Source organism: Pedococcus sp. P5_B7 (assembly GCF_054049895.1).
The window spans coordinates 443,659-463,638 of the sequence record NZ_JBFULM010000002.1; the positions used below are offsets into that span (position 1 = coordinate 443,659).

General features: G+C 72.7%; 24 protein-coding genes. 4 read left to right on the plus strand and 20 right to left on the minus strand.

The annotated features are described in order from the left end of the window. The first annotated feature begins 11 nt into the window (after positions 1 to 11). Positions 12 to 1,178 (plus strand): pyridoxal phosphate-dependent aminotransferase, encoded by a 1,167-nt coding sequence (locus ACXJKD_RS04930; RefSeq protein ID WP_457253313.1) that lies wholly within the window; start codon positions 12 to 14, stop codon positions 1,176 to 1,178. 358 nt (positions 1,179 to 1,536) lie between these two features. Further along, a complete protein-coding gene (locus ACXJKD_RS04935) occupies positions 1,537 to 1,941 on the plus strand; it encodes a M23 family metallopeptidase (RefSeq protein WP_457253314.1) in 405 nt (134 codons plus the stop codon). Here the strand turns inward: ACXJKD_RS04935 and ACXJKD_RS04940 are convergent. From ACXJKD_RS04940 to ACXJKD_RS05005, 14 genes are all read right to left on the minus strand, one after another. Beyond that, a complete protein-coding gene (locus tag ACXJKD_RS04940; protein ID WP_457253315.1) occupies positions 1,923 to 2,750 on the minus strand; it encodes a DUF3152 domain-containing protein in 828 nt (275 codons plus the stop codon). The genes ACXJKD_RS04935 and ACXJKD_RS04940 overlap by 19 nt on opposite strands. A 137-nt stretch (positions 2,751 to 2,887) precedes the next feature. Next, positions 2,888 to 3,802, minus strand: a complete 915-nt coding sequence (locus ACXJKD_RS04945; RefSeq protein ID WP_457253316.1) for a tyrosine recombinase XerC — start codon at positions 3,800 to 3,802, stop codon at positions 2,888 to 2,890. A 64-nt stretch (positions 3,803 to 3,866) separates the two neighbouring features. Next, on the minus strand, positions 3,867 to 4,373 hold the full coding sequence (locus ACXJKD_RS04950) for a hypothetical protein (protein WP_457253317.1): 507 nt from the start codon (positions 4,371 to 4,373) through the stop codon (positions 3,867 to 3,869). 11 nt (positions 4,374 to 4,384) lie between these two features. Further along, positions 4,385 to 5,065 carry a hypothetical protein gene (locus ACXJKD_RS04955; protein ID WP_457253318.1) on the minus strand — a complete coding sequence of 227 codons (681 nt, stop codon included), beginning with the start codon at positions 5,063 to 5,065 and terminating at the stop codon, positions 4,385 to 4,387. Between the two features lie 73 nt (positions 5,066 to 5,138). Beyond that, a complete protein-coding gene (gene dprA, locus ACXJKD_RS04960) occupies positions 5,139 to 6,239 on the minus strand; it encodes a DNA-processing protein DprA (protein WP_457253319.1) in 1,101 nt (366 codons plus the stop codon). Then, positions 6,236 to 7,771: a YifB family Mg chelatase-like AAA ATPase gene (locus ACXJKD_RS04965; protein WP_457253320.1), complete on the minus strand. Its 1,536-nt coding sequence runs from the start codon at positions 7,769 to 7,771 to the stop codon at positions 6,236 to 6,238. The genes dprA and ACXJKD_RS04965 overlap by 4 nt, the downstream gene beginning before the upstream one ends. Beyond that, a complete protein-coding gene (locus tag ACXJKD_RS04970) occupies positions 7,768 to 8,139 on the minus strand; it encodes a YraN family protein (RefSeq protein ID WP_457253321.1) in 372 nt (123 codons plus the stop codon). Before ACXJKD_RS04970 ends, ACXJKD_RS04965 begins: the two co-directional genes overlap by 4 nt. Positions 8,140 to 8,303: 164 nt before the next feature. Then, positions 8,304 to 8,621 carry a DUF2469 domain-containing protein gene (locus ACXJKD_RS04975; protein WP_091780812.1) on the minus strand — a complete coding sequence of 106 codons (318 nt, stop codon included), beginning with the start codon at positions 8,619 to 8,621 and terminating at the stop codon, positions 8,304 to 8,306. Between the two features lie 21 nt (positions 8,622 to 8,642). Further along, positions 8,643 to 9,347: a ribonuclease HII gene (locus tag ACXJKD_RS04980; RefSeq protein ID WP_457253322.1), complete on the minus strand. Its 705-nt coding sequence runs from the start codon at positions 9,345 to 9,347 to the stop codon at positions 8,643 to 8,645. A gap of 3 nt (positions 9,348 to 9,350) precedes the next feature. Then, the gene (lepB, locus tag ACXJKD_RS04985) at positions 9,351 to 10,643 is read right to left on the minus strand and encodes a signal peptidase I (protein WP_457253323.1); all 1,293 of its coding nucleotides are present in this window, start codon (positions 10,641 to 10,643) and stop codon (positions 9,351 to 9,353) included. Next, entirely contained in the window at positions 10,640 to 11,380 is a 741-nt protein-coding gene (gene lepB, locus ACXJKD_RS04990; protein ID WP_457253324.1) for a signal peptidase I, read from the minus strand. Before lepB (ACXJKD_RS04990) ends, lepB (ACXJKD_RS04985) begins: the two co-directional genes overlap by 4 nt. A gap of 71 nt (positions 11,381 to 11,451) precedes the next feature. Beyond that, positions 11,452 to 11,811: a 50S ribosomal protein L19 gene (gene rplS / locus ACXJKD_RS04995; RefSeq protein WP_457253326.1), complete on the minus strand. Its 360-nt coding sequence runs from the start codon at positions 11,809 to 11,811 to the stop codon at positions 11,452 to 11,454. Between the two features lie 279 nt (positions 11,812 to 12,090). Next, positions 12,091 to 12,315 carry a hypothetical protein gene (locus ACXJKD_RS05000; RefSeq protein WP_457253327.1) on the minus strand — a complete coding sequence of 75 codons (225 nt, stop codon included), beginning with the start codon at positions 12,313 to 12,315 and terminating at the stop codon, positions 12,091 to 12,093. Between the two features lie 49 nt (positions 12,316 to 12,364). Further along, entirely contained in the window at positions 12,365 to 13,435 is a 1,071-nt protein-coding gene (locus tag ACXJKD_RS05005) for a LacI family DNA-binding transcriptional regulator (protein ID WP_457253328.1), read from the minus strand. A gap of 160 nt (positions 13,436 to 13,595) precedes the next feature. On the opposite strand from ACXJKD_RS05005, the gene ACXJKD_RS05010 reads away from it, so the two are divergent. Together ACXJKD_RS05010 and ACXJKD_RS05015 are read left to right on the plus strand one after the other, a co-directional pair. Next, positions 13,596 to 14,354 carry an ABC transporter permease gene (locus ACXJKD_RS05010; RefSeq protein WP_457253329.1) on the plus strand — a complete coding sequence of 253 codons (759 nt, stop codon included), beginning with the start codon at positions 13,596 to 13,598 and terminating at the stop codon, positions 14,352 to 14,354. 44 nt (positions 14,355 to 14,398) lie between these two features. Beyond that, positions 14,399 to 15,199 (plus strand): ceramidase domain-containing protein, encoded by an 801-nt coding sequence (locus ACXJKD_RS05015; protein WP_457253330.1) that lies wholly within the window; start codon positions 14,399 to 14,401, stop codon positions 15,197 to 15,199. Here ACXJKD_RS05015 and trmD read toward each other — a convergent pair. From trmD to ACXJKD_RS05045, 6 genes are all read right to left on the minus strand, one after another. After that, complete coding sequence (gene trmD, locus ACXJKD_RS05020) at positions 15,183 to 16,382, minus strand: tRNA (guanosine(37)-N1)-methyltransferase TrmD (RefSeq protein WP_457253331.1); 1,200 nt, start codon at positions 16,380 to 16,382, stop codon at positions 15,183 to 15,185. The genes ACXJKD_RS05015 and trmD overlap by 17 nt on opposite strands. A gap of 13 nt (positions 16,383 to 16,395) precedes the next feature. Continuing rightward, positions 16,396 to 16,944: a ribosome maturation factor RimM gene (gene rimM / locus ACXJKD_RS05025; protein ID WP_457253332.1), complete on the minus strand. Its 549-nt coding sequence runs from the start codon at positions 16,942 to 16,944 to the stop codon at positions 16,396 to 16,398. A 12-nt stretch (positions 16,945 to 16,956) separates the two neighbouring features. Then, positions 16,957 to 17,808 (minus strand): alpha/beta fold hydrolase, encoded by an 852-nt coding sequence (locus tag ACXJKD_RS05030; RefSeq protein WP_457253333.1) that lies wholly within the window; start codon positions 17,806 to 17,808, stop codon positions 16,957 to 16,959. 143 nt (positions 17,809 to 17,951) lie between these two features. Further along, positions 17,952 to 18,194, minus strand: coding sequence for an RNA-binding protein (locus tag ACXJKD_RS05035; RefSeq protein ID WP_056922545.1), 243 nt, complete (start codon positions 18,192 to 18,194; stop codon positions 17,952 to 17,954). 2 nt (positions 18,195 to 18,196) lie between these two features. Then, positions 18,197 to 18,769 carry a 30S ribosomal protein S16 gene (rpsP, locus tag ACXJKD_RS05040; protein WP_457253334.1) on the minus strand — a complete coding sequence of 191 codons (573 nt, stop codon included), beginning with the start codon at positions 18,767 to 18,769 and terminating at the stop codon, positions 18,197 to 18,199. Positions 18,770 to 18,950: 181 nt separating this feature from the next. Continuing rightward, complete coding sequence (locus ACXJKD_RS05045) at positions 18,951 to 19,979, minus strand: phosphotransferase enzyme family protein (RefSeq protein ID WP_457253335.1); 1,029 nt, start codon at positions 19,977 to 19,979, stop codon at positions 18,951 to 18,953. Between the last annotated feature and the right edge of the window lies 1 nt (position 19,980).

Sequence of the window (19,980 nt, forward strand, 5' to 3'; positions counted from 1 at the left end):
CGCTCGGGCGCATGGCTCGACCACCCGGCAAACCCGCCCTCGCCCCGTTCGGCACCACGATCTTCGCCGAGATGACGGCGCTGGCCACCGAGCACGACGCCGTGAACCTGGGTCAGGGCTTCCCCGACACCGACGGCCCGCGGGAGATGCTCGAGGCCGCCAAGGCCGCGATCGACAGCGGACGCAACCAGTACCCGCCCGGCCCGGGGGTGCCGGAGCTGCTCTCCGCGGTCGCCGCGCACCAGTCCCGGTTCTACGGGCTGGACGTCGACCCGCGCTCCGAGGTGCTGGTCACGGTCGGCGCCACCGAGGCCATCGCCGCCACCATCCTGGCGCTGTGCGAACCCGGTGACGAGGTGGTCACCTTCGAGCCCTACTACGACTCGTATGCCGCGTCGATCGCCCTCGCGGGCGCGGTGCGGCGGACGTCGGTGCTCCGCTTCCCGGACTTCGCGGTCGACGAGGAGTCGCTGCGCGCCGCCTTCTCGACGAACACCCGGATGGTGCTGCTCAACACCCCACACAACCCCACGGGCAAGGTGTTCAGCCGGTCGGAGATCGACCTGATCTGTTCTCTCGCCAAGGAGTTCGACGCCTGGGTCGTGACCGACGAGGTCTACGAGCACCTCGTCTTCGGTGGCGCGGTGCATGTGCCCGTGGCCACCCTGCCGGGGATGTGGGAGCGGACCCTGACCATCTCGTCGGCGGGCAAGACCTTCTCCGCCACCGGGTGGAAGGTCGGCTGGGTGAGCGGCCCGGCGGCCGCAGTGGCGGCGGTGCGCGCCGTCAAGCAGTTCCTCACCTTCGTCGGCTCCGGTCCGTTCCAGCCCGCCGTCGCCCTCGCCCTCGGCCTCGACGACGCCGTGTATGCCGGGCTGTCCAGCTCGTTGGAGGCCAAGCGCGACCTGCTCGTGGCGGGGCTGCAGTCGGCCGGGCTCGAGGTGTCGGTTCCGGCCGGCACGTACTTCGTCGTCGCCGACGCCGCGCCGCTCGGGGCGGTCGATGCCCTCGCCTTCTGCCGGGAGCTGCCCGCGCGGGCCGGAGTCGTCGGGGTGCCGGTGTCGGTCTTCCACGACGACGCGGATGCGGCCCGGACCTTGGTGCGGTTCGCGTTCTGCAAGCGCGACGAGGTGCTGCACGAGGCAGTGAGCCGACTGGGCCGACTCCGACCTGCGTGAGTCAGGTCCGCCCGCGACACCCCGTTGCACGTCCACAGGCGACGGCGGAGGTCATGGTCATCCACAGGACGGCGAGCCCTCCGTCGCGTGACGACGTCAGGACCAGCAGGGTGGCAGGATGCGAAGCGCACTCCTCCTGCCGGTCTCGGCCCTCGTGGTGGCCTCGATCGGTCTGTCGATCCCCACACCGTTAGCGCCGAGGTCGCAGCCCGGGCCGCCGGACACCGGCAGTACAGCCCGAGCGCCTCAGTCGGGGACAGCCACGCGGGTCGGCGCAGCCCAGCTCGCCGTGGGGGCCCCTGCGGTGGCCGTGCCCCGCTCTCCCCCATCGCTGCGGGGACGATGGGCCTGGCCGCTGATGCCGAGACCGAGCATCGTGCGGCCGTTCCTGCGGCCCGCGACCGCGTACGGCTCAGGGCACCGGGGCCTCGACCTCGCCGGGTCGACAGGTCAGGGCGTGCTGGCAGTCGAGGCAGGCACCGTCGCCGACGTGGGCCGGATCGCCGGTCGCGGCACTGTGACCGTGCTGCATCCCTCGGGGGTGCGGTCGACCTACGAGCCGGTCGAGCCTGCGGTCAGCGTGGGTGAGGTGGTCGCGCGAGGGTCACGGCTGGGCGAGCTGGCCGCCACCGGCTCCCACTGCAGGCCGGCCTGTCTGCACCTCGGCGCGGTCCGCGAGCACACCTACGTCGACCCCCTGGTGTTCCTCACGGGTGGGCGACCGGTGCGACTGCTCCCGCTCGCTCAGGTGCCGGATGGGTAGGGCCAGGGCTTGCAGCCACCGAGGTCGAGGGTCTGCTGCACCATCACGGGCGCCCGCTTGCCCTTGCCCGGGCAGAGGCGGTGCTGGTGGCCGAGGCCGTGACCGACCTCGTGGTTGACCTGGTAGATGCGGTAGCGGGCGACGTCGGAGCCGTAGCTGTCGTCGCCGAGGGCCCAGCGGCGGAAGTTGAGCACCGAGCGTTCGCCGTTCCAGCAGGAGACCTGGGACAGCGTCCGCATCGGCGCGCAGAGCTTGTCGGTCAGGCCGGGGCTGGCGAGCGTGACCCGCACGTCGACGTGGGCGCCCCTGGCGGCCTGCGCCGGGGTGACGTTGACGAAGCGGACGCCGTCGACCTTCTGCCAGCCCTTGGGATCCAGCAGGACGGACTCCACGGTGGCGCCGACCTCGGCAGGGTCGACCCCGAGGCCGCCCTCGATCTCGACCGTGTACTTGACCGTGCGGCCGGTGGTCGCGACTGCGGCAGGCGGCACGGACACCACGGTGATCTTGCCGGTGCCGTTCTGCGGGACCGTGGTGGCTCCGGCCTTCGCGGTCTCGGTGGTGGACGAGCCGTCCTCGTTGTTGGGGGTCTGGGACGTGCGCAGGGACGGCGCCGAGGTCGTCGCCTTCGCGGCGGAGCCCGCGGCGTCGAGCAGGGTCGTGTCGTCACCGGTCGTGAGCCGCACGGTGACGACGGCCACGAGGACCAGGATCACGGCGCCCGTGATGGTGCGACGCAGGCGCACCTGACGGCTGGGCCGGCGTCGGTGTCGGCGAGCCCGGCGGGTCGCCGGCAGATCCTCACGCACGCGCTGCACAGCTCCTCTCGGGCCCAGGACCCCCAGGGGTCGGACGAACGTCGTCGGCGTCCATCTTCCTCCTTCGGGCGGTCGGTGCGGGCACGGCACGCCCGACGACCCCGAACCCGGCGGCACCTCCGCGGCGCTCAGGCACGGGGGTGGGCCTGTCGGTAGGAGGCCTTGAGGCGGTCCACGGAGACGTGGGTGTAGATCTGGGTCGTCGCGAGGGAGGCGTGGCCCAGGAGCTCCTGCACGAGGCGGAGGTCCGCCCCGCCCTCGAGGAGGTGGGTGGCGGCGCTGTGCCGCAGGCCGTGGGGTCCCAGATCCGGGGCGTCGGGCAGGTGTGAGAGCAGCTCGTGGACGGCGGCCCGGATCTGCCGGGGGTCGGCCCGTCGGCCGCGTCGCCCCAGGAGAAGGGCCGGACCGCTGCCCGCCACGGCGACCTGGGGACGGCCCAGGGTCAGCCAGGCGTCGACGGCCTCGCGGGCCGGCGCGCCGAAGGGCACGGTGCGCTCCTTGCCGCCCTTGCCCATCACCCGCAGGACCCCTCCGCCGAGGTCGAGGTCGTCGATGTCGAGCGCGGTCAGCTCACCGACCCGGATCCCACTGGCGTACAACAGCTCGACGGCGGCGCGGTCGCGCAGGTGCATCGGGTCCTGGTCGTCGCTGGCCACTGCTGCGAGGTCCATCAGCGCCGTCGCGTCGCCCTGGCGGAGCACCTCCGGGAGGTGACCCGCGCGCTTGGGGGCGGCCAGCCGCAGCGACGGGTCCTGGGCGATCCGACCGGTGCGGGTCGCCCACCCGAGGAAGGTGCGCGCGGCAGCGGATCGGCGAGCGATGGTCGACCGAGCCGCCCCCGACTCCGCCTGGGCCGCGAGCCAGGCCCGCAGCTCGCGCAGGCCCACGTCGGCGAGGTCGGACATGCCGCACTCGTCCTGGAGGAAGCGCAGGAGTCCCCGCAGGTCACCGAGGTAGGCCCGAGTCGTGTGCTCCGAGCGGCCGCGCTCACTGCGCAGGTGGCGCTCGAAAGCCGCCAACGTCTGCGCCAGGGACTCACTCACGCCGTCACCGTCGCAAACGCAGGAGCGGCACACAAGCCGCCACCCCGCGCGTCACGGAGCCGCATCAGAACGGGTGGCGAACGTCCCCGTCGTACGTCTTGACGACAGCGTCCTCCAGGCGGCGAAGCCGCTCCTCGTACTGGGCGATCACCTGCATGCGCACGCGGACCTGCTCGTGCTCGCGGCGGACCGCCTCGACCAGGCTTCGTGCCTCAGCTCGCTCGGCGTCGTCGGCCACGAACTCGGCACCCCGCAGGCCCTCCTCGATCTTGCCGAGTCGCTCCTCGACGATGCCGATCTGGATGGCCAACCCACCGTGCTCGACCTCGCGGTGGCTCGACGCGTGCTCGACGGGGTGCAAGCGCTTGCCCAGGGCCGCGACCGACGCCTTGAGCTCGGCGATCTGGGTCGACTGACGCTCGAGCTGGGCCCGCTGCTTGTCCACCTTCGCGGCCAGGTTGTTGGGGTCCGCGACACTGCGGCGCCACCGCCCGAAGGCACGGCGGGCTCGTCGGTAGGGGCCGGGCGAGGGGGTACCGGTGCCCTCGGGCCGCGCTTCTGTTCCGGACATGTTCTCCTCTTTCAGTGCAGCATCCGCATGGTGCCGTCGTCGATCCATGAGCGGAGCAGTCGTGCCTCCAGGTCCAGCTGGTGCGCCGGGATGACCGGGCTGCCTCCGCCGCTCTGGTAGCGCCACGAGTCCTGCTGCACCCCGTCGAGGAACGAGAAGCCGGTCGCGAACATCTCGGCCTCGGGAAACATCTCGTGGGCCAGGAAGCACGAGATGGTCCCGGAGGTGGGGATCAGCTCGTTGGGCACGTGGTCGGGGTCGAGCTGGTCGAGCAGCCGGGTGATGACCGGGGCGTTCGGGACAGGCATGGTGCCGAGGTCCGAGGGCCAGAAGTACGGCTGCGGATGGAGGATGTAGCGCAGCCCGTAACCGGCCTGCGGAATCAGGTAGGCGCGCTGCCGGTAGTCCTGGAACATCCACGGCGTGACCGGTGCGTACCGCGACACGACCAGGACGTGGCACTTGGTGCCGACGCACGGCGGGGTGCCGGGGTCGTCCAGGGCCATCGAGTTCATCCGGAAGACCAGGTCACTGCTGTCGATCTGCGCCACTCGCTCCGGGTTCGGGCCGAGCGGTGCGTTTCCCACGACCGTCACCTTCCGGACCGGGCGCCGCTCGGCATAGGAGGCGAGGTAGTCGCGGACCAGGTCCCACTGGGCCTGTTGGGAGGAGGCGACCTCGGCTGCGAGCACGGCGTCATTGTGCCAGCCGTCCGCTCCCGCGCAGGGGTCCTGGACGCCGGGGCGCGCCGACGCTCCGGAGGTTTCAGCGACGCGGCGACCTGCGCCAGCCCTCCCCCTGCCGCTGGGCGAGGCCGTCGAGGTCCAGCGCTCCGAGCGCACCCCGGACCTCGGCGCTGCTGAGGCCGCTGAGACGGGCCAGCTCCTCGGCCGTCGCAGGCTTGCGAGCCGGCAGCGCGGCGAGCACGATCCGGTGGGTCGGCTCGAGGTCGTCGCCGGGCAGGGCCGCACCCTCCTTGCGCGGAGCCAGCTCACCGATGGGTCCGACTGCCTCCGCGACCTCGCCGGCGTCGGTGACGAGCGTCGCCCCGGCACGGACGAGCTCGTGGCAGCCGGCCGACACCGCCGACGACACCGGTCCCGGCACCGCACAGACGACCCTCAGGTGTTCCTCCGCGAGGCGGGCCGTGTTGCGCGAACCACTGCGCAGGCCCGCCTCGACCACCACGGTGCCCTGGGTCAACGTCGCGATCACCCGGTTGCGGCTGAGGAAACGCCACCTGGTCGGCGCCGAGCCGGGCGGCACCTCGCTGACCACTAGGCCGTCCTCCTGCACCCGCTGCAGCAGCCCCGCATGCCCCGCTGGGTAGGGCCGGTCGACACCACACGCGAGCACGGCGATGGTGACTCCCTCGAGCGCCATCGCGCCCTCGTGCGCCGCACCGTCGATGCCGTAGGCCGCGCCAGACACCACGGCGAACCCTCGCTCAGCCAGCCCGGCGCCGAGCTCCTTCGCCACGTGGACGCCATAACCGGTGGCAGCCCGAGCACCCACGACCGCGACGCTCCGAGCAGCCACGTCACCCAGGCTCGCGCGGCCGAGCACCCAGAGGCACAGCGGTGGAGCTGCCAGGTCGTGCAGGCCCAGCGGCCACTCCTCGTCGCCCGGCACGAGGAGTCGGGCGCCCAGCCGCCGGGCGATGGCCAGGTCACGGTCGACATCGAGCTCCGCGAGTCGCTCGGCCATCCGCGCGCCGAGGGTGGTCTCGGCCCCGACTCCCTGGAGGGCCTCCTCCGCCCCCACCGCGGCGATCCGTGCGGCGACGTCGGTGTCGCCGGGCTCGGCCAACCTCGCCCACGCCACCCTCGCCGCCCGGTCACCACGCACCGTCGCGATCCCGCTCATGCCGCCACCGGGCCCTGGTTGCGCAGCGTGAGGGCCTGGCCGAGGTCGTCACGGGTCGGCGTCGCACGGCCGGCCAGGTCGGCGACGGTCCACGCCACCCGCATCACCCGGTCGTACCCACGGAGGGTGAGCTGGGCGCGCTCGAGGGCTCGGTCGATGTCCGCGGTGACCCCGGACGGCAGCCGCCACCTCCCCCGGCGCAGGACCGGCCCCGGCACCTCGCTGTTCAGGGCCCACGGGGTCTGGTCCCAGCGTTCGGCCTGCGCTTTCCTCGCGTCGATCACCCGAGCGGCCACGGTCGCGCTGCTCTCTCCGGCGGGTCCGGCCAGCGACGACCGCGTCACGGCCGGCACCTGCACCTGCAGGTCGACGCGGTCGAGCAGCGGGCCGGACAAGCGACCCAGGTAGCCACGCTTGGCCAGCGGGCTGCAGGAACAGCCCACCCCCTTGCCGTAGCCGAGGCCGCACGGACAGGGGTTCGCGGCCATCACCAGCTGGAAGCGGGCCGGGAAGCGCACGCTGGCGCGGGCCCGCGAGACCACCACCTGCCCCGACTCCAGGGGTTGACGCAGGGACTGCAGGGCCGCCGCCTTGAACTCGGGGGCCTCGTCCAGGAAGAGCACCCCGTGGTGGGCCAGGGTGATCGCGCCGGGCCGCACCGCCGTGCTCCCACCCCCGATGATCGCCGCCTGCGTCGCACTGTGGTGCGGCGACACGAACGGCGGCAGCCCTTCGAGGGACAGCTCGGAAGCCGTCACGCCGAGGAGGGACCGCACCGCGAGGACGTCGATCGACTGCTCTCGGCTGAGCCGCGGCAGGATGGACACCAACCGCTCGGCCAGCATCGTCTTGCCGGAGCCCGGAGGGCCGAGCAGGAAGAGGTGGTGTCCGCCCGCAGCCGCCAGCTCGACGGCCGCCCTGGCCTCGTCCTGGCCGACCACGTCGGCGAGGTCCGGCGTGGCCTTCGCCGCCGACAGTCGCGGCGCGCGGTCCGGGGTGCTGACCCCGAAGGACTCGACCCCGGCCGCGTGGGCCACGATGAGGTCGGCCAAGTGGGCCACGGGGTGCACCCGGATGTCGGGCACCAGGCGCGCCTCGGCGGCGTTGTCGACCGGAACAGCCACGTCCCGGCACCCTGCCCGCGCGGCGCACAGGACTGCGGGGAGGACACCACGCACCGATCGGATGGACCCGTCGAGCCCGAGCTCCCCCAGGTGCACCACGTCGCCCACCCGCTCGGGCGGGATCAGTCCGAGGGCGGTCGCGACGGCGATGGCGATCGGCAGGTCGAAACCACTGCCGTTCTTCGGGATCGAGGCCGGCGACAGGTTGACCGTGATCCTGCTCTGCGCCAGGGAGTGCCCGATGCTGGCCGCCGCGGCCTTGACCCGGTTGGGCGACTGCGCACACGCGGTGTCGGGCAGTCCGCCCAGCATGAAGGCGGGCAGGCCCCCCGACAGGTGCGCCTCGACCTCCACGACCGAGCCGGCCAGCCCCTCCAGGGTGACCGACCGGGTGCGGCCGAACGTCATGCCTCGACCCCCTGCAGGTGGCGGACCACGGCGCGCCCCGCTGTCGGTCGCAGGATGCCGATCACGTCGATCCTGATGCGCGCGGGGTGTTCCCCGTGCTCCTGCAGCCAGGCCGACGCGAGCCGGCGCAGCCGCGCCGCCTTGCGCGCGGTGACCGCCTCCACGGGAGAACCGAAGCGCTCGGTCCGGCGGGTCTTGACCTCGCAGAAGACGAGACAGTCGCCGTCCCTGGCCACCAGGTCCAGCTCGCCCCGGGCGCAGCGCCAGTTGCGGTCCACGACCGCCATCCCCCGGTCGGTCAGGTAGCGCTCAGCCAGCCGCTCGCCATACTCCCCCAGCGCCCTGCGCGGATCCGCCCTGTCTGCCATGCGCCCAACCCAAGCCCGCAGGGGCGACCAGCGGCACACCCAGCAGTGCGGCCTGTGGACGGGCCCAGGACGGGCACCCGACCGGGGACAACCGCCGCAGATACGGCTGCAGATGCGGCTGCGGCTGCGGCAGTTGGCAGGCCGAGCCGCCCTGGCTGCCGCAGCTAGAAGCCCTGGTCCTTGGGCAGCTCGAGGTCAGCCTTGGCGAGCTCCTCGACGTTGACGTCCTTGAACGTCACGACGCGGACCTGCTTGGCGAACCGCGCGGGGCGGTAGATGTCCCACACCCAGGCGTCCTGCATGGTGACGTCGAAGTAGACCTCGCCCCCGTCGGAGCGCACCTTCACGTCGACGGAGTTGCACAGGTAGAACCGGCGCTCGGTCTCGACCACGTGCGAGAACAGGCCCACCACGTCGCGGTACTCGCGGTAGAGCTGGAGCTCCATCTCCGACTCGTACTTCTCGAGGTCCTCAGAACTCATCGCGTGCTCATCTCCGGTTGCTCACCCTGCCGAACACTCATCATCCATCGTCACTCCCGGCAGCCGCCACGACCGTCGGTGCAGGTCCGTCGCCCCGAACGCCTCGAGCGCCGCAAGGTGCTCCGGCGCGGCATACCCCTTGTTCTCGTCCCACCCGTAGGCCGGGTGCTCTGGCGCGACGTCGACCATCATCCCGTCCCGCTCCACCTTGGCGAGCACCGACGCGGCGGCGACGGACGAGCACTTGAGGTCGGCCTTGATCATGGTCGTGACCGGCGGGGTGACGGGGGCGTCGTGGGAGGTGAAGGCGAACAGCCCCACCTCGTCGGGCGCGGTGAGCCAGTCGTGGTTGCCGTCGAGGATGACCAGGTCGGGGACCAGGTCGACCGCAGCCAGGGCCCGGCACCCGGCCAGCCGCAGGGCCGCGATGATGCCGATCTCGTCGATCTCCTGGGGGGACGCGTGACCCACGGCGTAGGCCAGGGCCCAGCGCCGGATCCGCGGGACCATGGCCACGCGCGCGGCCGGGGTCAGCAGCTTGGAGTCCTTGACCCCGGTGGGCGCGCTGCGACAGGTCTCGTCGATGAGCACCACGCCGACCGTCACCGGTCCGGCCAGGGCACCACGGCCCACCTCGTCCATGCCGGCCAGGACGCGGTGGCCGTCACGCTGGAGCTGGCGCTCGACCCGAAGGGTGGGCTTGCGACTGCGCACGGGCTGGGCCATTGCTCAGCCCGACCCGGTCGGTGTGTCCGTGCCGCCCACCTCGCCGCCACCGGGACCGTCGCCGGTGACGCCAGCGCCCTGGGAGTCGGTGGTGGCCGTGGCAGGCGAGGGGGCCGGGACCTGGGCGAAGGTCGAGGTCGGGTTGGACAGCCAGGTCAGGTGGTCGAGCGGCCAGACGAGGGCCACGGCGCGGCCGACGACGAGACGCTCGTCGACGGACCCCTGGCTGCCATTGTTCTCGGGGCCGTCGTGGACGCGCGAGTCGGCCGAGTTGGAGCGGTGGTCACCCATGACCCACACCCGCCCGCTCGGCACGGTGATGTCGAAGTCCTGCTCGCTCGCGGCGTCGCCGGGCTTGAGGTAGGGCTCCTTGATCGCGGTGCCGTTGATCGTGATCCGGCCGCCCTCGTCGCAGCACACCACGTGGTCGCCCGGCAGCCCGATGACCCGCTTGATGAGGTGGTTCTCGGCGTTGTCGGGCAGCAGTCCGACGAACGTGAGTGTCTCGGTGACGACGGTCGCGACCGGGCCCTGCTGGGCCTTCGGGGCCTCGTCGAGCCACTGTCCGGGGTCGGCGAACACGACGATGTCGCCGCGCTTGAGGTCGATCGGGCCGGGGGTCAGCTTGCTGACGATCACGCGGTCGTTGAGGACGAGGGTGTCTTCCATCGACCCGGACGGGATGTAGAAGGCCTGGAGCAGCCAGGTCTTGACGATGAAGGACAGCACGAGGGCCATCCCCACGACGATGGCGAACTCCTTGATGGCCGCGCCGAGCACGGCCAGCCCGCTGACCGACTCGTCGTCGTCGCGCCGCCCCTTCGCGCCCTCGTCGTCGCGCCGTCGCTTCGCGCCCTCACCGTCGTCGCGCCGTCCCGTCGCGCCCTCGCCGTCGGCTCCTGCTTCGTCGTCCTGGGGCGCCGACTCGTCACGCGCAGCGGCCACCGGGATCTCCTCGGGCAGGGGTCTGGTCTCGGTGGTCACCCGCGCCGGGGTCGACTCCTCGGCCTGGCCGACGATCGTGGGCGGGACCCCGGTGTCGTGCGCGTCCTCGGGCGTGGGCGTCGGCCGGGCCACCTCCACGTCGGACGGCAACCACGGGGAGTCCGGTGGGTGGGTGGGCGCAGCCGCGCCCGCGTCTGTGGCGACGGTCGGGCTGGGGTCGGGCAGGTCGTGGCGCAGCCAGGCCGGGTCGTGGGAGTCGTGGGCGGCGTCGGTCTCGACCCGGGTGGGGTCCGGCTGGTCGGCCTCGAACCTCAGCCAGCCGTTGTCGCCGTCGCGCGGCGTGCCGCTCACGGCTCACCCACGCGGGGCAGGTCGGCCAGTGCGTCGGGGCGCTCGAAGCGGCCGAGGCGCGACAGCGGCCAGTACGTCGCACTCGCGCGACCGATGACGTCGGACAGCCGCACCGTGCCGCCGCCCGGGTCGCCCAGGTGGGAGCGCGAGTCGGCGCTGTCGCTGCGGTGGTCGCCCATCACCCAGAGCCGTCCGACGGGGACGGTGACGTCGAACTCCAGCTCGCTCGGCTTGTCGCCGGGCATGACGTAGGTCTCGTCGAGCACCGTGCCGTTGACGGTCAGGCTGCCCCGGTCGCAGCAGACCACGCGGTCGCCCGGCAGGCCGATGACCCGCTTCACGAAGTCCTGCTCGCCGAGGTCGACCCCCACCAACGAGGCCGCGTCACCCAGGACCTTGCCGATGGCGCCGTCGTCCTGGTGCGGGGTGAGGTCGGCGGCGGCAAACGTCGTGGTGCCGTCGAAGACGACCACGTCGCCCCGTCGCACCGAGCCGCCGTCGGCCAGCTTGTTGACCAGGATCCGGTCGCCCGGCTCGATGGTCGGCTCCATGGAGCCTGACGGCACGTAGAAGGACTGGACGAGGAAACCCCGGACCAGCAGCATCACCAGCAGTGCGACGCCGCCGAGCAGCAGCCACGAAGGGCCGCCTCGGGGGCGTTCGGACTCGGCCGCCGCGTCAGTCTCGACTGGTGCGGCGGCCGGGTCCTGCTGGGGTGCTTCCGGTCCCGGGTTCATCGCTCCGGAGCCTAACCCTCAGGGCTGTGGCGACGAGCGCCGGGACGCGCTGAGGGGGAGATGATTCCGCCTTACTTGGCGGGGGTCGTCTCGCGCTTCTCCTTGATCTTGGCGGCCTTGCCGCGCAGGTCGCGCAGGTAGTACAGCTTCGCGCGACGGACGTCACCGCGGGTGACGACCTCGATGTGGTCGATGACCGGGGTGTGCAGGGGGAAGGTGCGCTCGACGCCGACGCCGAACGAGACCTTGCGGACGGTGAACGTCTCGCCCAGGCCACCACCGTGGCGACGGATCACGACGCCCTTGAAGACCTGGACACGGGAGCGCGTGCCCTCGATGACCTTCACGTGGACGTTGACGGTGTCACCGGCGCGGAAGGCCGGGATGTCGTCGCGGAGGGACGCCTTGTCGAGCTCGTCGAAACGCTGCATGGCAGATTCGCTTTCTTCTCGGCGCCACAGGTCGCCCAGGGTGTTGGGTGGTGCTGCTGATGATGGTGTGCGCCGTGTGCGTGACCGACCACGTGGCCGGGACCCTGCCCGGACACTCCCCCTGTGGCAGGGGTCGCTGGTCACGCGGGCGCAAGGAGCCATTCTGCCACGCACAGGGGCCGCGACAGAAATCGCCGCCGCCCCTGACGACCGGGTATGCCGCGTGGCCGGGCCACGCGGCATACCCGCGGCTTACCGGCGGCATACCCGCGGCACGCGTCAGGCGCGGGCGGGCGCCGGACGGCCGACCGGGTCGAGCCGGTCAGCCAGGCGACGCTCGACGGCGGCGGCGCCGCGCAGGGTGGTCGCCAACGAACGACGCACGGGCCGGCGAGCCGGACTGGTGCCGAGTCCGTCGTCGACGACGGGGGCGTCCGGTCGGGCCGACCGGGCCAGGGCGGCGCCTGCGTTGCTGTTGATGGTGAGGGCGATGTAGTCGCTCATGTCCTCCTCCCTTCAGGGTGCGGTGGTGCTGTGGACGCTGACGGATCCGTCAGCGCGTCTGTGACGTCGCGGCTGGCCCAGTGCTGGACCTCACGACGAGCTCGGTGGGGAGCACGATGCGGCGCTCGGTGTAATCGGGGTCGAGGAGCATCCGGCCGGCGATGCGCCCGCGCTCGGCGATCGGTTGGCGCACGGTGGTGAGTCCGGCGCCGGCCGCTGCCGGCACGTCGTCGAAGCCGGAGAGCGAGACGTCGCGGCCGGGGGTCAGGCCGCGCTGGCTCATGGCGTCGAGGACCCCGAGGGCCAGCACGTCGCTGACGGTGATGATCGCGGTGGGGCGGTCCTGCCGGTCGAGCAGGTGGGCCCCCGCGGCCCGGCCCGCCTCGACCGAGTTGTGGCCGGGTGGCGCGACCGTCTGCACGGTGACGTCCGGACCGAGGCCCTCGCGGAAGCCGTCGTAGCGGTCCCACGAGAACGACATCGACCGGTGCTCCACGTCGTCGACCTCGACCACGGCGGGTGAGTCGACCTTGCTGTCGACGACGATGCCGACGCTGCGGTGGCCGAGCCGGCGGATGTGCTCGCCCACCTGCCGCGCGGCGCCGCGCTCGTCGATGAGGACGAGCCCGTCCATCCGGGGGTCCTTGTCGTCCGTGGCGACCATCCGGAGCCCCCGGTCGACCGCGATCTCCCGGGCCGGGTGGTCGATGTCGAGGCAGTAGGCCAGGAGCCCGTCGACGACGGCGGCCCGCATGGCCTCGGCGCTCGCCTCGACCTCCTCGGGCCGCTCGGGGTCGAACGGTCGCAGCGGGATGAGCAGCAGCCCGGTCTGGAACTGCTCGGCCACCTCGGCGAGGCCGGCCAGCATGCCCACCGAGTAGGGGTCGGAGAACGCGTAGCTGAGCCGCTCGGTGAAGACCAGCCCGATGGCCCGCGCCCGCTGGGACCGCAGGCTGCGCGCGGCCGGGTTGGGCCCGGCATACCCGAGCGCCTTGGCGGTCTCGAGCACGCGCTGGCGCACCTCGGTGGAGAGCTGGTCGGGCTTGTTGTAGGCGTTCGAGACCGTGGAGACGGAGACCCCGGCGGCCTCGGCGACGGACCTGAGCGTGACGTTACCCATGGCTTCCGGCCTCCTTCTGGGTGCGCTGGACGGCGTTCTGGATCGTTGTACTAAATCGTTCAAGTAGAACGATACAGGAAACATTCCCGAGAACCGCGAACTTTTTTCGCGGCGGGCCCGCTGCGCCCCCGTCGCAGCCCCGCGGCATACGGTGACGCCTGTGAGCATCGACCCCGGCTGGCCCGTCGGCCTCGCGCTGGCCCTGCTGCTGGCACTCGCGATGGCCGCGCACCGCTTCGCCGGCTACGGCCTGGAGCGCCCCGTCCTCGTCGCCGCGGTGCGGGCCATCGTCCAGCTGGGGCTCGCGGCCGTGCTCATCGCCGCCGTGGTCGACAGCCTGCCGTGGTCGGTGGCGCTGGTCTGCGTGATGTTCGCGATGGGGGTCCTCACGACGTCGCGCCGGGTGGAGGCGCCGCGGGCGTGGTCGTGGGCCGCGCTGGCGATGGCCGCCGGCGTGCTCCCGGTGTTGGCGATCGTGCTGGCCACGGGCACGATCCCCCCGACCGGGATCGCCGTCATCCCGGTGGCGGGCATCATCGTCGGCAACGCGATGACGGCACACACCCTCGTCGGGCGCCGCGCCTTCGCCGCCCTGCGCGAGGAGCACAGCCAGTACGAAGCCAGCCTCTCGGTCGGCCTGCTCCCCCGCCAGGCCATCCGCGAGATCGTCCACCGCCGCGCACCCGAGGCGCTCCTCCCGGGGCTCGACCAGGTGAAGACCACCGGGGTGGTCACCCTGCCAGGGGCCTTCATCGGGGTCATGCTCGGCGGCGGCACCCCGGCGCAGGCGGCCACGGCCCAGGTGCTGGTGCTCTTCGGGATCATGGCTGCCCAGACCGTCACCGTGCTCGTGGCGGAACACCTCCTGGCCGGACGCCTCCTGCTCCCCGACGACTTGGCCGCGAGCCTCGTCGACTAGGTCACCACCGACCCGCGGTGACCCGCGGCGGCATACTCGCCTCCATGCCGACCCGCACGCAGCGCGACCTGCGACCGTTCGCGCTGGCCTGCGCCGTCACGGTCGTCTCGGTGGGCCTGCTGTGGCTCGCGGTGCTGCACGGCTGGCTCGGCCCGGACGTCGGTCGCGGCGACCGGTTCTGCGAGGCGGCGCGCGACGCCCTCGTCCGCCAGCCCGCCAACACCTTCAGCAACGCCGGGTTCGTCGTCGCCGGCCTGGCCATTGCCTGGAGGGCGGGATCGCCCGGCACGACCATTGCGGCCAACCCCCGGCTCGCGGCGGCCCTCGGGGTGGTCGTGGTGCTCCTCGGGCCAGCGAGCGCCGCGATGCACGCGACCCAGAGCGCCCTCGGCGGCCACCTCGACCTGCTCAGCATGTACCTCATCGCCGCCTTCGCCTCGTCGTATGCGGTCACGCGGGTGCTGGGCCGCGGCACCGGCTTCTTCGCGGCCTCGTTCGTCGGCGTCGTGCTGGTCTGCGAGCTGGTCGAACGCATCCCGGGGCACGTGCCGATGGTCGACATCGCCGCCAACCTCGCGTTCGGGCTCTTCCTGCTCGTGGCCCTGGCCGGTGAGGCCGTGCTGTGGCGGCGTGGCACGGGGCGGCGCCAGGTCGGCTGGGGGCTGGCCTCGGCCGGGGCCCTCGCGCTGGCGTTCGCGATCTGGAACCTCGCCAAGGACGGGTCGTCCCTCTGCCACCCCGAGTCGCTCCTGCAGGGCCACGCCGCCTGGCACCTGCTGTGCGCCGTGGCGGCCTACGCCCTCTACCGGCTCTACGCCAGCGAGCGCGTCAACGACGCCGCTTGAGCAGGTCGACAGTGCCGGGGAAGGCGCCCTCTCCGGGCTGCACGCGGTAGCCGGCCTTGCGGTAGGTCCGCAGGTTGCGGTCGCTGCGGGTCCCTGTGTTGAGCCAGTATGCCGCCGTGCCCGACGGCGCCTGCGCCTCCGCATGGGCGAGCAGCGCGCGCCCGAGGCCACGGCCCTGGAGGTCGGGGGCGACCATCAGCCGGCCGATCTGCCAGGTGGCGGGGTCGTCCGGGTGCGACCGCGCCCGCACCGAGGCGACCAGCCGGCCGCCCTCGCGCACCACCCAGGTCTGCCACTCCAGCAGGCCGTGCGCCACGTCGTCGAGGGACTCGACGAGTGGTGGGATGTCGTGGGTGTCGTTGGCCTTGGCCTCGCTCACCCAGCAGGCCCGTTGCAGAGTCGTCAGCTCGGCGGCATCTGAGGGCTGGGCGACGGTGATCGCGAGGTCCTGCGTCGTCAGGGCCGCAGCGGAGTGCAGGAGGTCGGGTCTGCGCGCCGCCGTGCGCTCGAGCCGTTGCTGGTGGCGCCACGCGGCGATCGCCCCGTGGTCCCCGGACAGCAGCACCGGTGGCACCGCCCGGGTCACGCCCGCACTCGACTCCCAGGCGGCGGGCTTGGTGTACACGGGGTACTCGAGCAGCCCGTCCTCGTGGGACTCCTCGACGAGGGACTCCGCGTTGCCGATGACGCCGGGCAGCAGGCGGGCCACCGCCTCGACCATCGCGAGCACGGCCACCTCTCCCCCGTTCAGCACGTAGTCGCCGAGCGAGACCACCGACACCTCGAGCCCGAGCTCGTCAGCGGCGTACTCGTAGACGCGCTCGTCGATCCCCTCGTAGCGTCCGCAGGCGAAGGCCAGCCACGGCTCCTCGGCGAGCTCGCGCGCCAGGGCCTGCGTGAACGGCATACCTCCCGGGCCGGGGACGATGAGACGCGGGCGGGCGCCGTCGGCGCCCGAGGCGGCCACGTGGGCGAGGGCCTCGGCCCACGGCTGCGGCTTCATCACCATGCCGGCACCGCCGCCGTAGGGGGTGTCGTCGACCGAGTGGTGCCGGTCGTGGGTGAAGTCGCGCAGGTCGTGCACCCGCAGGTCGAGCAGCCCGTCGCGCCGGGCCTTCCCGATCAGCGAGAGGTCCAGGGGTGCGAGGTACTCGGGGAAGATCGAGACGACGTCGAGGATCACCGGTGGTCCGCCGTCATTCGGCGTTGAGCTCGAGGAGCCCGGGGGGCGGGTCGACGACGACCCGGCCACCCTCGACGTCGACCTCAGGGACGATGGCCTCGACGAACGGCACGAGCGCCTCGGCGCCGCCGGTCAGCCGCAGCACCAGCTGGTCCTGGACCGCACCCGTGCGCAGACCGGTGACCTCGCCGAGGGCGGTCCCGGAGGGGTCCACGGCGGTGAGTCCGACGAGCTCGTCCTCGTACCACGCGTCGTCCTCGTCGGACGCAGCCTCGGCCGCGGCCTCGGCGTCGATGAACAGGCGGGTGCCGCGCAGCGACTCGGCGCCGGTGCGGTCGGGGATCTCCTCGAAGCCGAGCAGCCAGACCTTCTGGTGCAGCCGAGCGGTGCGCAGGGTGAGCGAGCGCGGCACGCCGGACCCGGGGGCGGCCTCGGTCGCGTAGTTGACGCCGGGGGCGAAGCGCGCCTCCGGGTCGTCGGTGTGGGTCTGCACGGTCACCTCACCGCGCAGGCCGTGCGGCTTGCCGATGCGGGCGACGAGCAGTCTGGAGTCGGCAGGCATGTGCCGATCCTCTCAGGTCTCGGAAGTCCCTTGCACCAGGCGGTCGAGGGCGGCGAGCGCGCACCCGGGGTGGTCGAGCCAGAGGAAGTGCCCGGTGCCCGGCTCGACGTGGACCCAGGCGTCGGGGATCCGCTCGGCCGTGGCCCGCGCCGACTCCTCGGCCGGCATCGGGCTGTCGGCACCCGACAGCACCCCGACGGGGACGTCGATGGACGGCAGTGCCGCCTCCAGCGCGGGGAGCTGCTCCACGAGGTCCTCCCACAGCCCGAGGTGGGCGGCGTTCGAGACCGCCAGGGGTGGACGCGGCGTGGCGGCGGCCGGCTCGCTGAAGTAGGACGGCCAGACGATGTCGAGCATCTCCTGCTCGTCGGCGTCAGTGGCGGTGCCGTCGGTGTCCTTGTCGTCCAGCTCCTGGGCCCGGGCCCGCAGGTGTTCCGGCACCCGGCGCATCATCTCCGCGCCGAACGCCTCCGCCCCACCGTCGCCGACCGCGCCGAGCGGGTCGATGCTCAGGACGCCGAGCAGACGCTCGGGGATGGACGCGGCTGCGTGGAACGCCAGGTGACCGCCCCAGCTGTGGCCCACCAGCCAAACCCGCTCCACGCCGATCCCGTCGAGGACCGCGCAGATGTCGGCGACCGCCTGTTCGACGGTGAACGGTCCTTCCTCCGTCGAGGGCGGCAGGCCTCGCTGCTGGAAGAACGCCACGTCGTACGCCGCCGCGAGCTCCTCGGCCAGCGAGTCGAGGTGGCCGTAGGACAGCCCGGGTCCGCCATGGAGCAGCAGGACCGGCGGACCGGCTCCGGCGCGCCACCCGTCGAGGTGCCCCGGGGCTGCCGGCACGGCGAACGGGATGCGATCCACCCGCGGAACGTACTCCCGGGCGCGGGTCCACCGCAGCCGAACGACCGCACGTCCGGGGCTACGACGGGAAGGCACGACCGGACACGACGAAGGGCCACCGGAAACCCGGTGGCCCTTCGTGAGGTGTCAGCGCGAGTGAGCGCTCAGCGGACCTTGTCGGTGTCGACAATGTCGACCCGCACGTTCTGGCCGCCGGCCAGCGCACCCATGACGGTGCGCAGGGCGCTCGCGGTGCGACCGGAGCGACCGATCACGCGACCGAGGTCCTCGGGGTGCACCCGGACCTCGAGCACCTCACCACGGCGGAGCTCCTTGCGTCGCACGGCAACCTCGTCCTTGTGGTCGACGATGCCCTTGACGAGGTGCTCGAGCGCCTCTTCCAGCACGGTCAGGCCTGGTCCGCGGCGTCGGCCGCGGCGGCCGCGGGGGCCTCCTCGGTCTCAGCCTTGGCCTCGTCGGCCACGGGGGCTTCCGCGACAGCCTCGGGCGCCTCGGCCTTGGGGGCCTCGTCAGCCTTGGGCTCCTCGGCCTTGGCCTCGTCGGCCTTGGGGGCCTCGTCGGCCTTCTTGGCAGCGCGCTTCTTCGGGGTGGTCGCCCCGTCGGTGCCGGCCTCGGACTTGCCCGCCGCGGCGATGGCCGCGTCGTACAGCTCCTTCTTGGACGGCTTGGCTGCCTTGACCTTGAGCGTGCCCTCGGTGCCGGGCTCGCCCTTGTACTTCTGCCAGTCGCCGGTCACCTTGAGCAGTGCCGCGACGGCCTCGGTCGGCTGCGCGCCCTGGCCCAGCCAGTACTGCGCGCGGTCCGAGTTGATGTCGATGACCGAGGGCTCCTCGGTGGGGTGGTACTTGCCGATCTCCTCGATGGCCCGGCCATCGCGCTTGGCGCGCGAGTCCATGACGACGACGCGGTAGAACGGTGCACGGATCTTGCCCATGCGCTTCAGACGAATCTTGACGGCCACGGTGGTGGTGTCTCCTGTTTCTGGTTGTGAGCACGGCAAGACCGCGCAGGATTCACGCGGGGTACCGGAACTCGGTGTAGGCGTTCCAGCCAGGAGGCCTCGGTGCGTGACCGGGCCCGTGCCTGGACGGGTACAGCCGACCATTCTGCCAGATCTGTGGGGATGCCCCGACCAGGCAGGGTCAGCCCGCGGCCATGAGGTCGAGCACGACGTCGAGCACGTGCTGGAGTGTGCTCGGGGAGGGCAGCCACAGGAGGCACTCCTGCACCTCGGCCACCGCGTGCCGGCGGTGCGCGTCCTCCGTGGCCGGATCCAGGGCCGCCCCGGCCTGCCGGGCGAGGAAGTTCAGCTCGCCGCTGAGCAGCATGGTGAACGCGTCCAGCCCGCGCACGGCCCCGGTTCCTTGGGCCGCACGGTAGGACGCGACCGTCCGGCGCACGGCCGACGCGTCGACCTCCTCGCCGTCGACGTGCCACTGGACCAGCACCTTGGCCAGCTCTTGGTCGGGGAGCACCGGGCCCACGTCCTCCCAGTCCACGGGGACGAGCTGCCCGTCGGCGGTCACCAGGATGTTGTCGGGGTGCAGGTCGCGGTGGCCGACCACGAACGGCCCGGTCGGAGCGGGCACCCTCCGCACGAGGTCGCAGAGCCCGTCGAGGTCCGCCACCCGCGCCACCAGGGCGTCGTGCCACGGCTGGTCGGCGGCCCGCTCCACCAGGTCGGCCCAGACCTGAGTCTCCGGGACGGTCCGGTACCACCAGCCGATCGGGTCGTCGGTCGCAGGCGCCACGGCGTGCAGCCGACCGAGCAGCGTGCCCAGCTCCGACGCGTGCAGGCCGGGAACGAAGCCGGCCCGCGGAGCCGCCCCGTCCACCCAGGTGCTGAGCCGCACCAGTCCCCCGCCCAGCTCCGCAGGCACCGGCACGAGGAACCGCCCGACCCGGTCGGCGACCGGGACGGGCACCGGTATGCCGGCCCGGGCGAAGTGCTCGAGGTGACCGGCCTCGCGACGGACCGCCTCCTCCCCCGACGCCAGGTCCGGGAAGCCCGCGTATGCCGCGAAGGGTTGCTTCACGGCATACCTGAGCCCGTGGCACTCGAGCCGGCTCACCTGCCCTTCCGCGCCACGGGCCACGAAGGTCAGCCGCGCCGATCCGTCGCCGCCGTCGAGGCCGAAGACGTCGAGCAGGTACGCGGTCAGCTCGTCCATG

Coding starts and splice junctions, on each gene's coding strand:
- ACXJKD_RS04930 (WP_457253313.1), top strand. CDS start 12: ATGGCTCGACCACCCGGCAAACCCGCCCTCGCCCCGTTCGGCACCACG.
- ACXJKD_RS04935 (WP_457253314.1), top strand. CDS start 1,537: ATGCCGAGACCGAGCATCGTGCGGCCGTTCCTGCGGCCCGCGACCGCG.
- ACXJKD_RS04950 (WP_457253317.1), bottom strand. CDS start 4,373: ATGTCCGGAACAGAAGCGCGGCCCGAGGGCACCGGTACCCCCTCGCCC.
- dprA (WP_457253319.1), bottom strand. CDS start 6,239: ATGAGCGGGATCGCGACGGTGCGTGGTGACCGGGCGGCGAGGGTGGCG.
- ACXJKD_RS04965 (WP_457253320.1), bottom strand. CDS start 7,771: ATGACGTTCGGCCGCACCCGGTCGGTCACCCTGGAGGGGCTGGCCGGC.
- ACXJKD_RS04970 (WP_457253321.1), bottom strand. CDS start 8,139: ATGGCAGACAGGGCGGATCCGCGCAGGGCGCTGGGGGAGTATGGCGAG.
- ACXJKD_RS04975 (WP_091780812.1), bottom strand. CDS start 8,621: ATGAGTTCTGAGGACCTCGAGAAGTACGAGTCGGAGATGGAGCTCCAG.
- ACXJKD_RS04980 (WP_457253322.1), bottom strand. CDS start 9,347: ATGGCCCAGCCCGTGCGCAGTCGCAAGCCCACCCTTCGGGTCGAGCGC.
- lepB (WP_457253324.1), bottom strand. CDS start 11,380: ATGAACCCGGGACCGGAAGCACCCCAGCAGGACCCGGCCGCCGCACCA.
- rplS (WP_457253326.1), bottom strand. CDS start 11,811: ATGCAGCGTTTCGACGAGCTCGACAAGGCGTCCCTCCGCGACGACATC.
- ACXJKD_RS05000 (WP_457253327.1), bottom strand. CDS start 12,315: ATGAGCGACTACATCGCCCTCACCATCAACAGCAACGCAGGCGCCGCC.
- ACXJKD_RS05005 (WP_457253328.1), bottom strand. CDS start 13,435: ATGGGTAACGTCACGCTCAGGTCCGTCGCCGAGGCCGCCGGGGTCTCC.
- ACXJKD_RS05015 (WP_457253330.1), top strand. CDS start 14,399: ATGCCGACCCGCACGCAGCGCGACCTGCGACCGTTCGCGCTGGCCTGC.
- rimM (WP_457253332.1), bottom strand. CDS start 16,944: ATGCCTGCCGACTCCAGACTGCTCGTCGCCCGCATCGGCAAGCCGCAC.
- ACXJKD_RS05045 (WP_457253335.1), bottom strand. CDS start 19,979: ATGGACGAGCTGACCGCGTACCTGCTCGACGTCTTCGGCCTCGACGGC.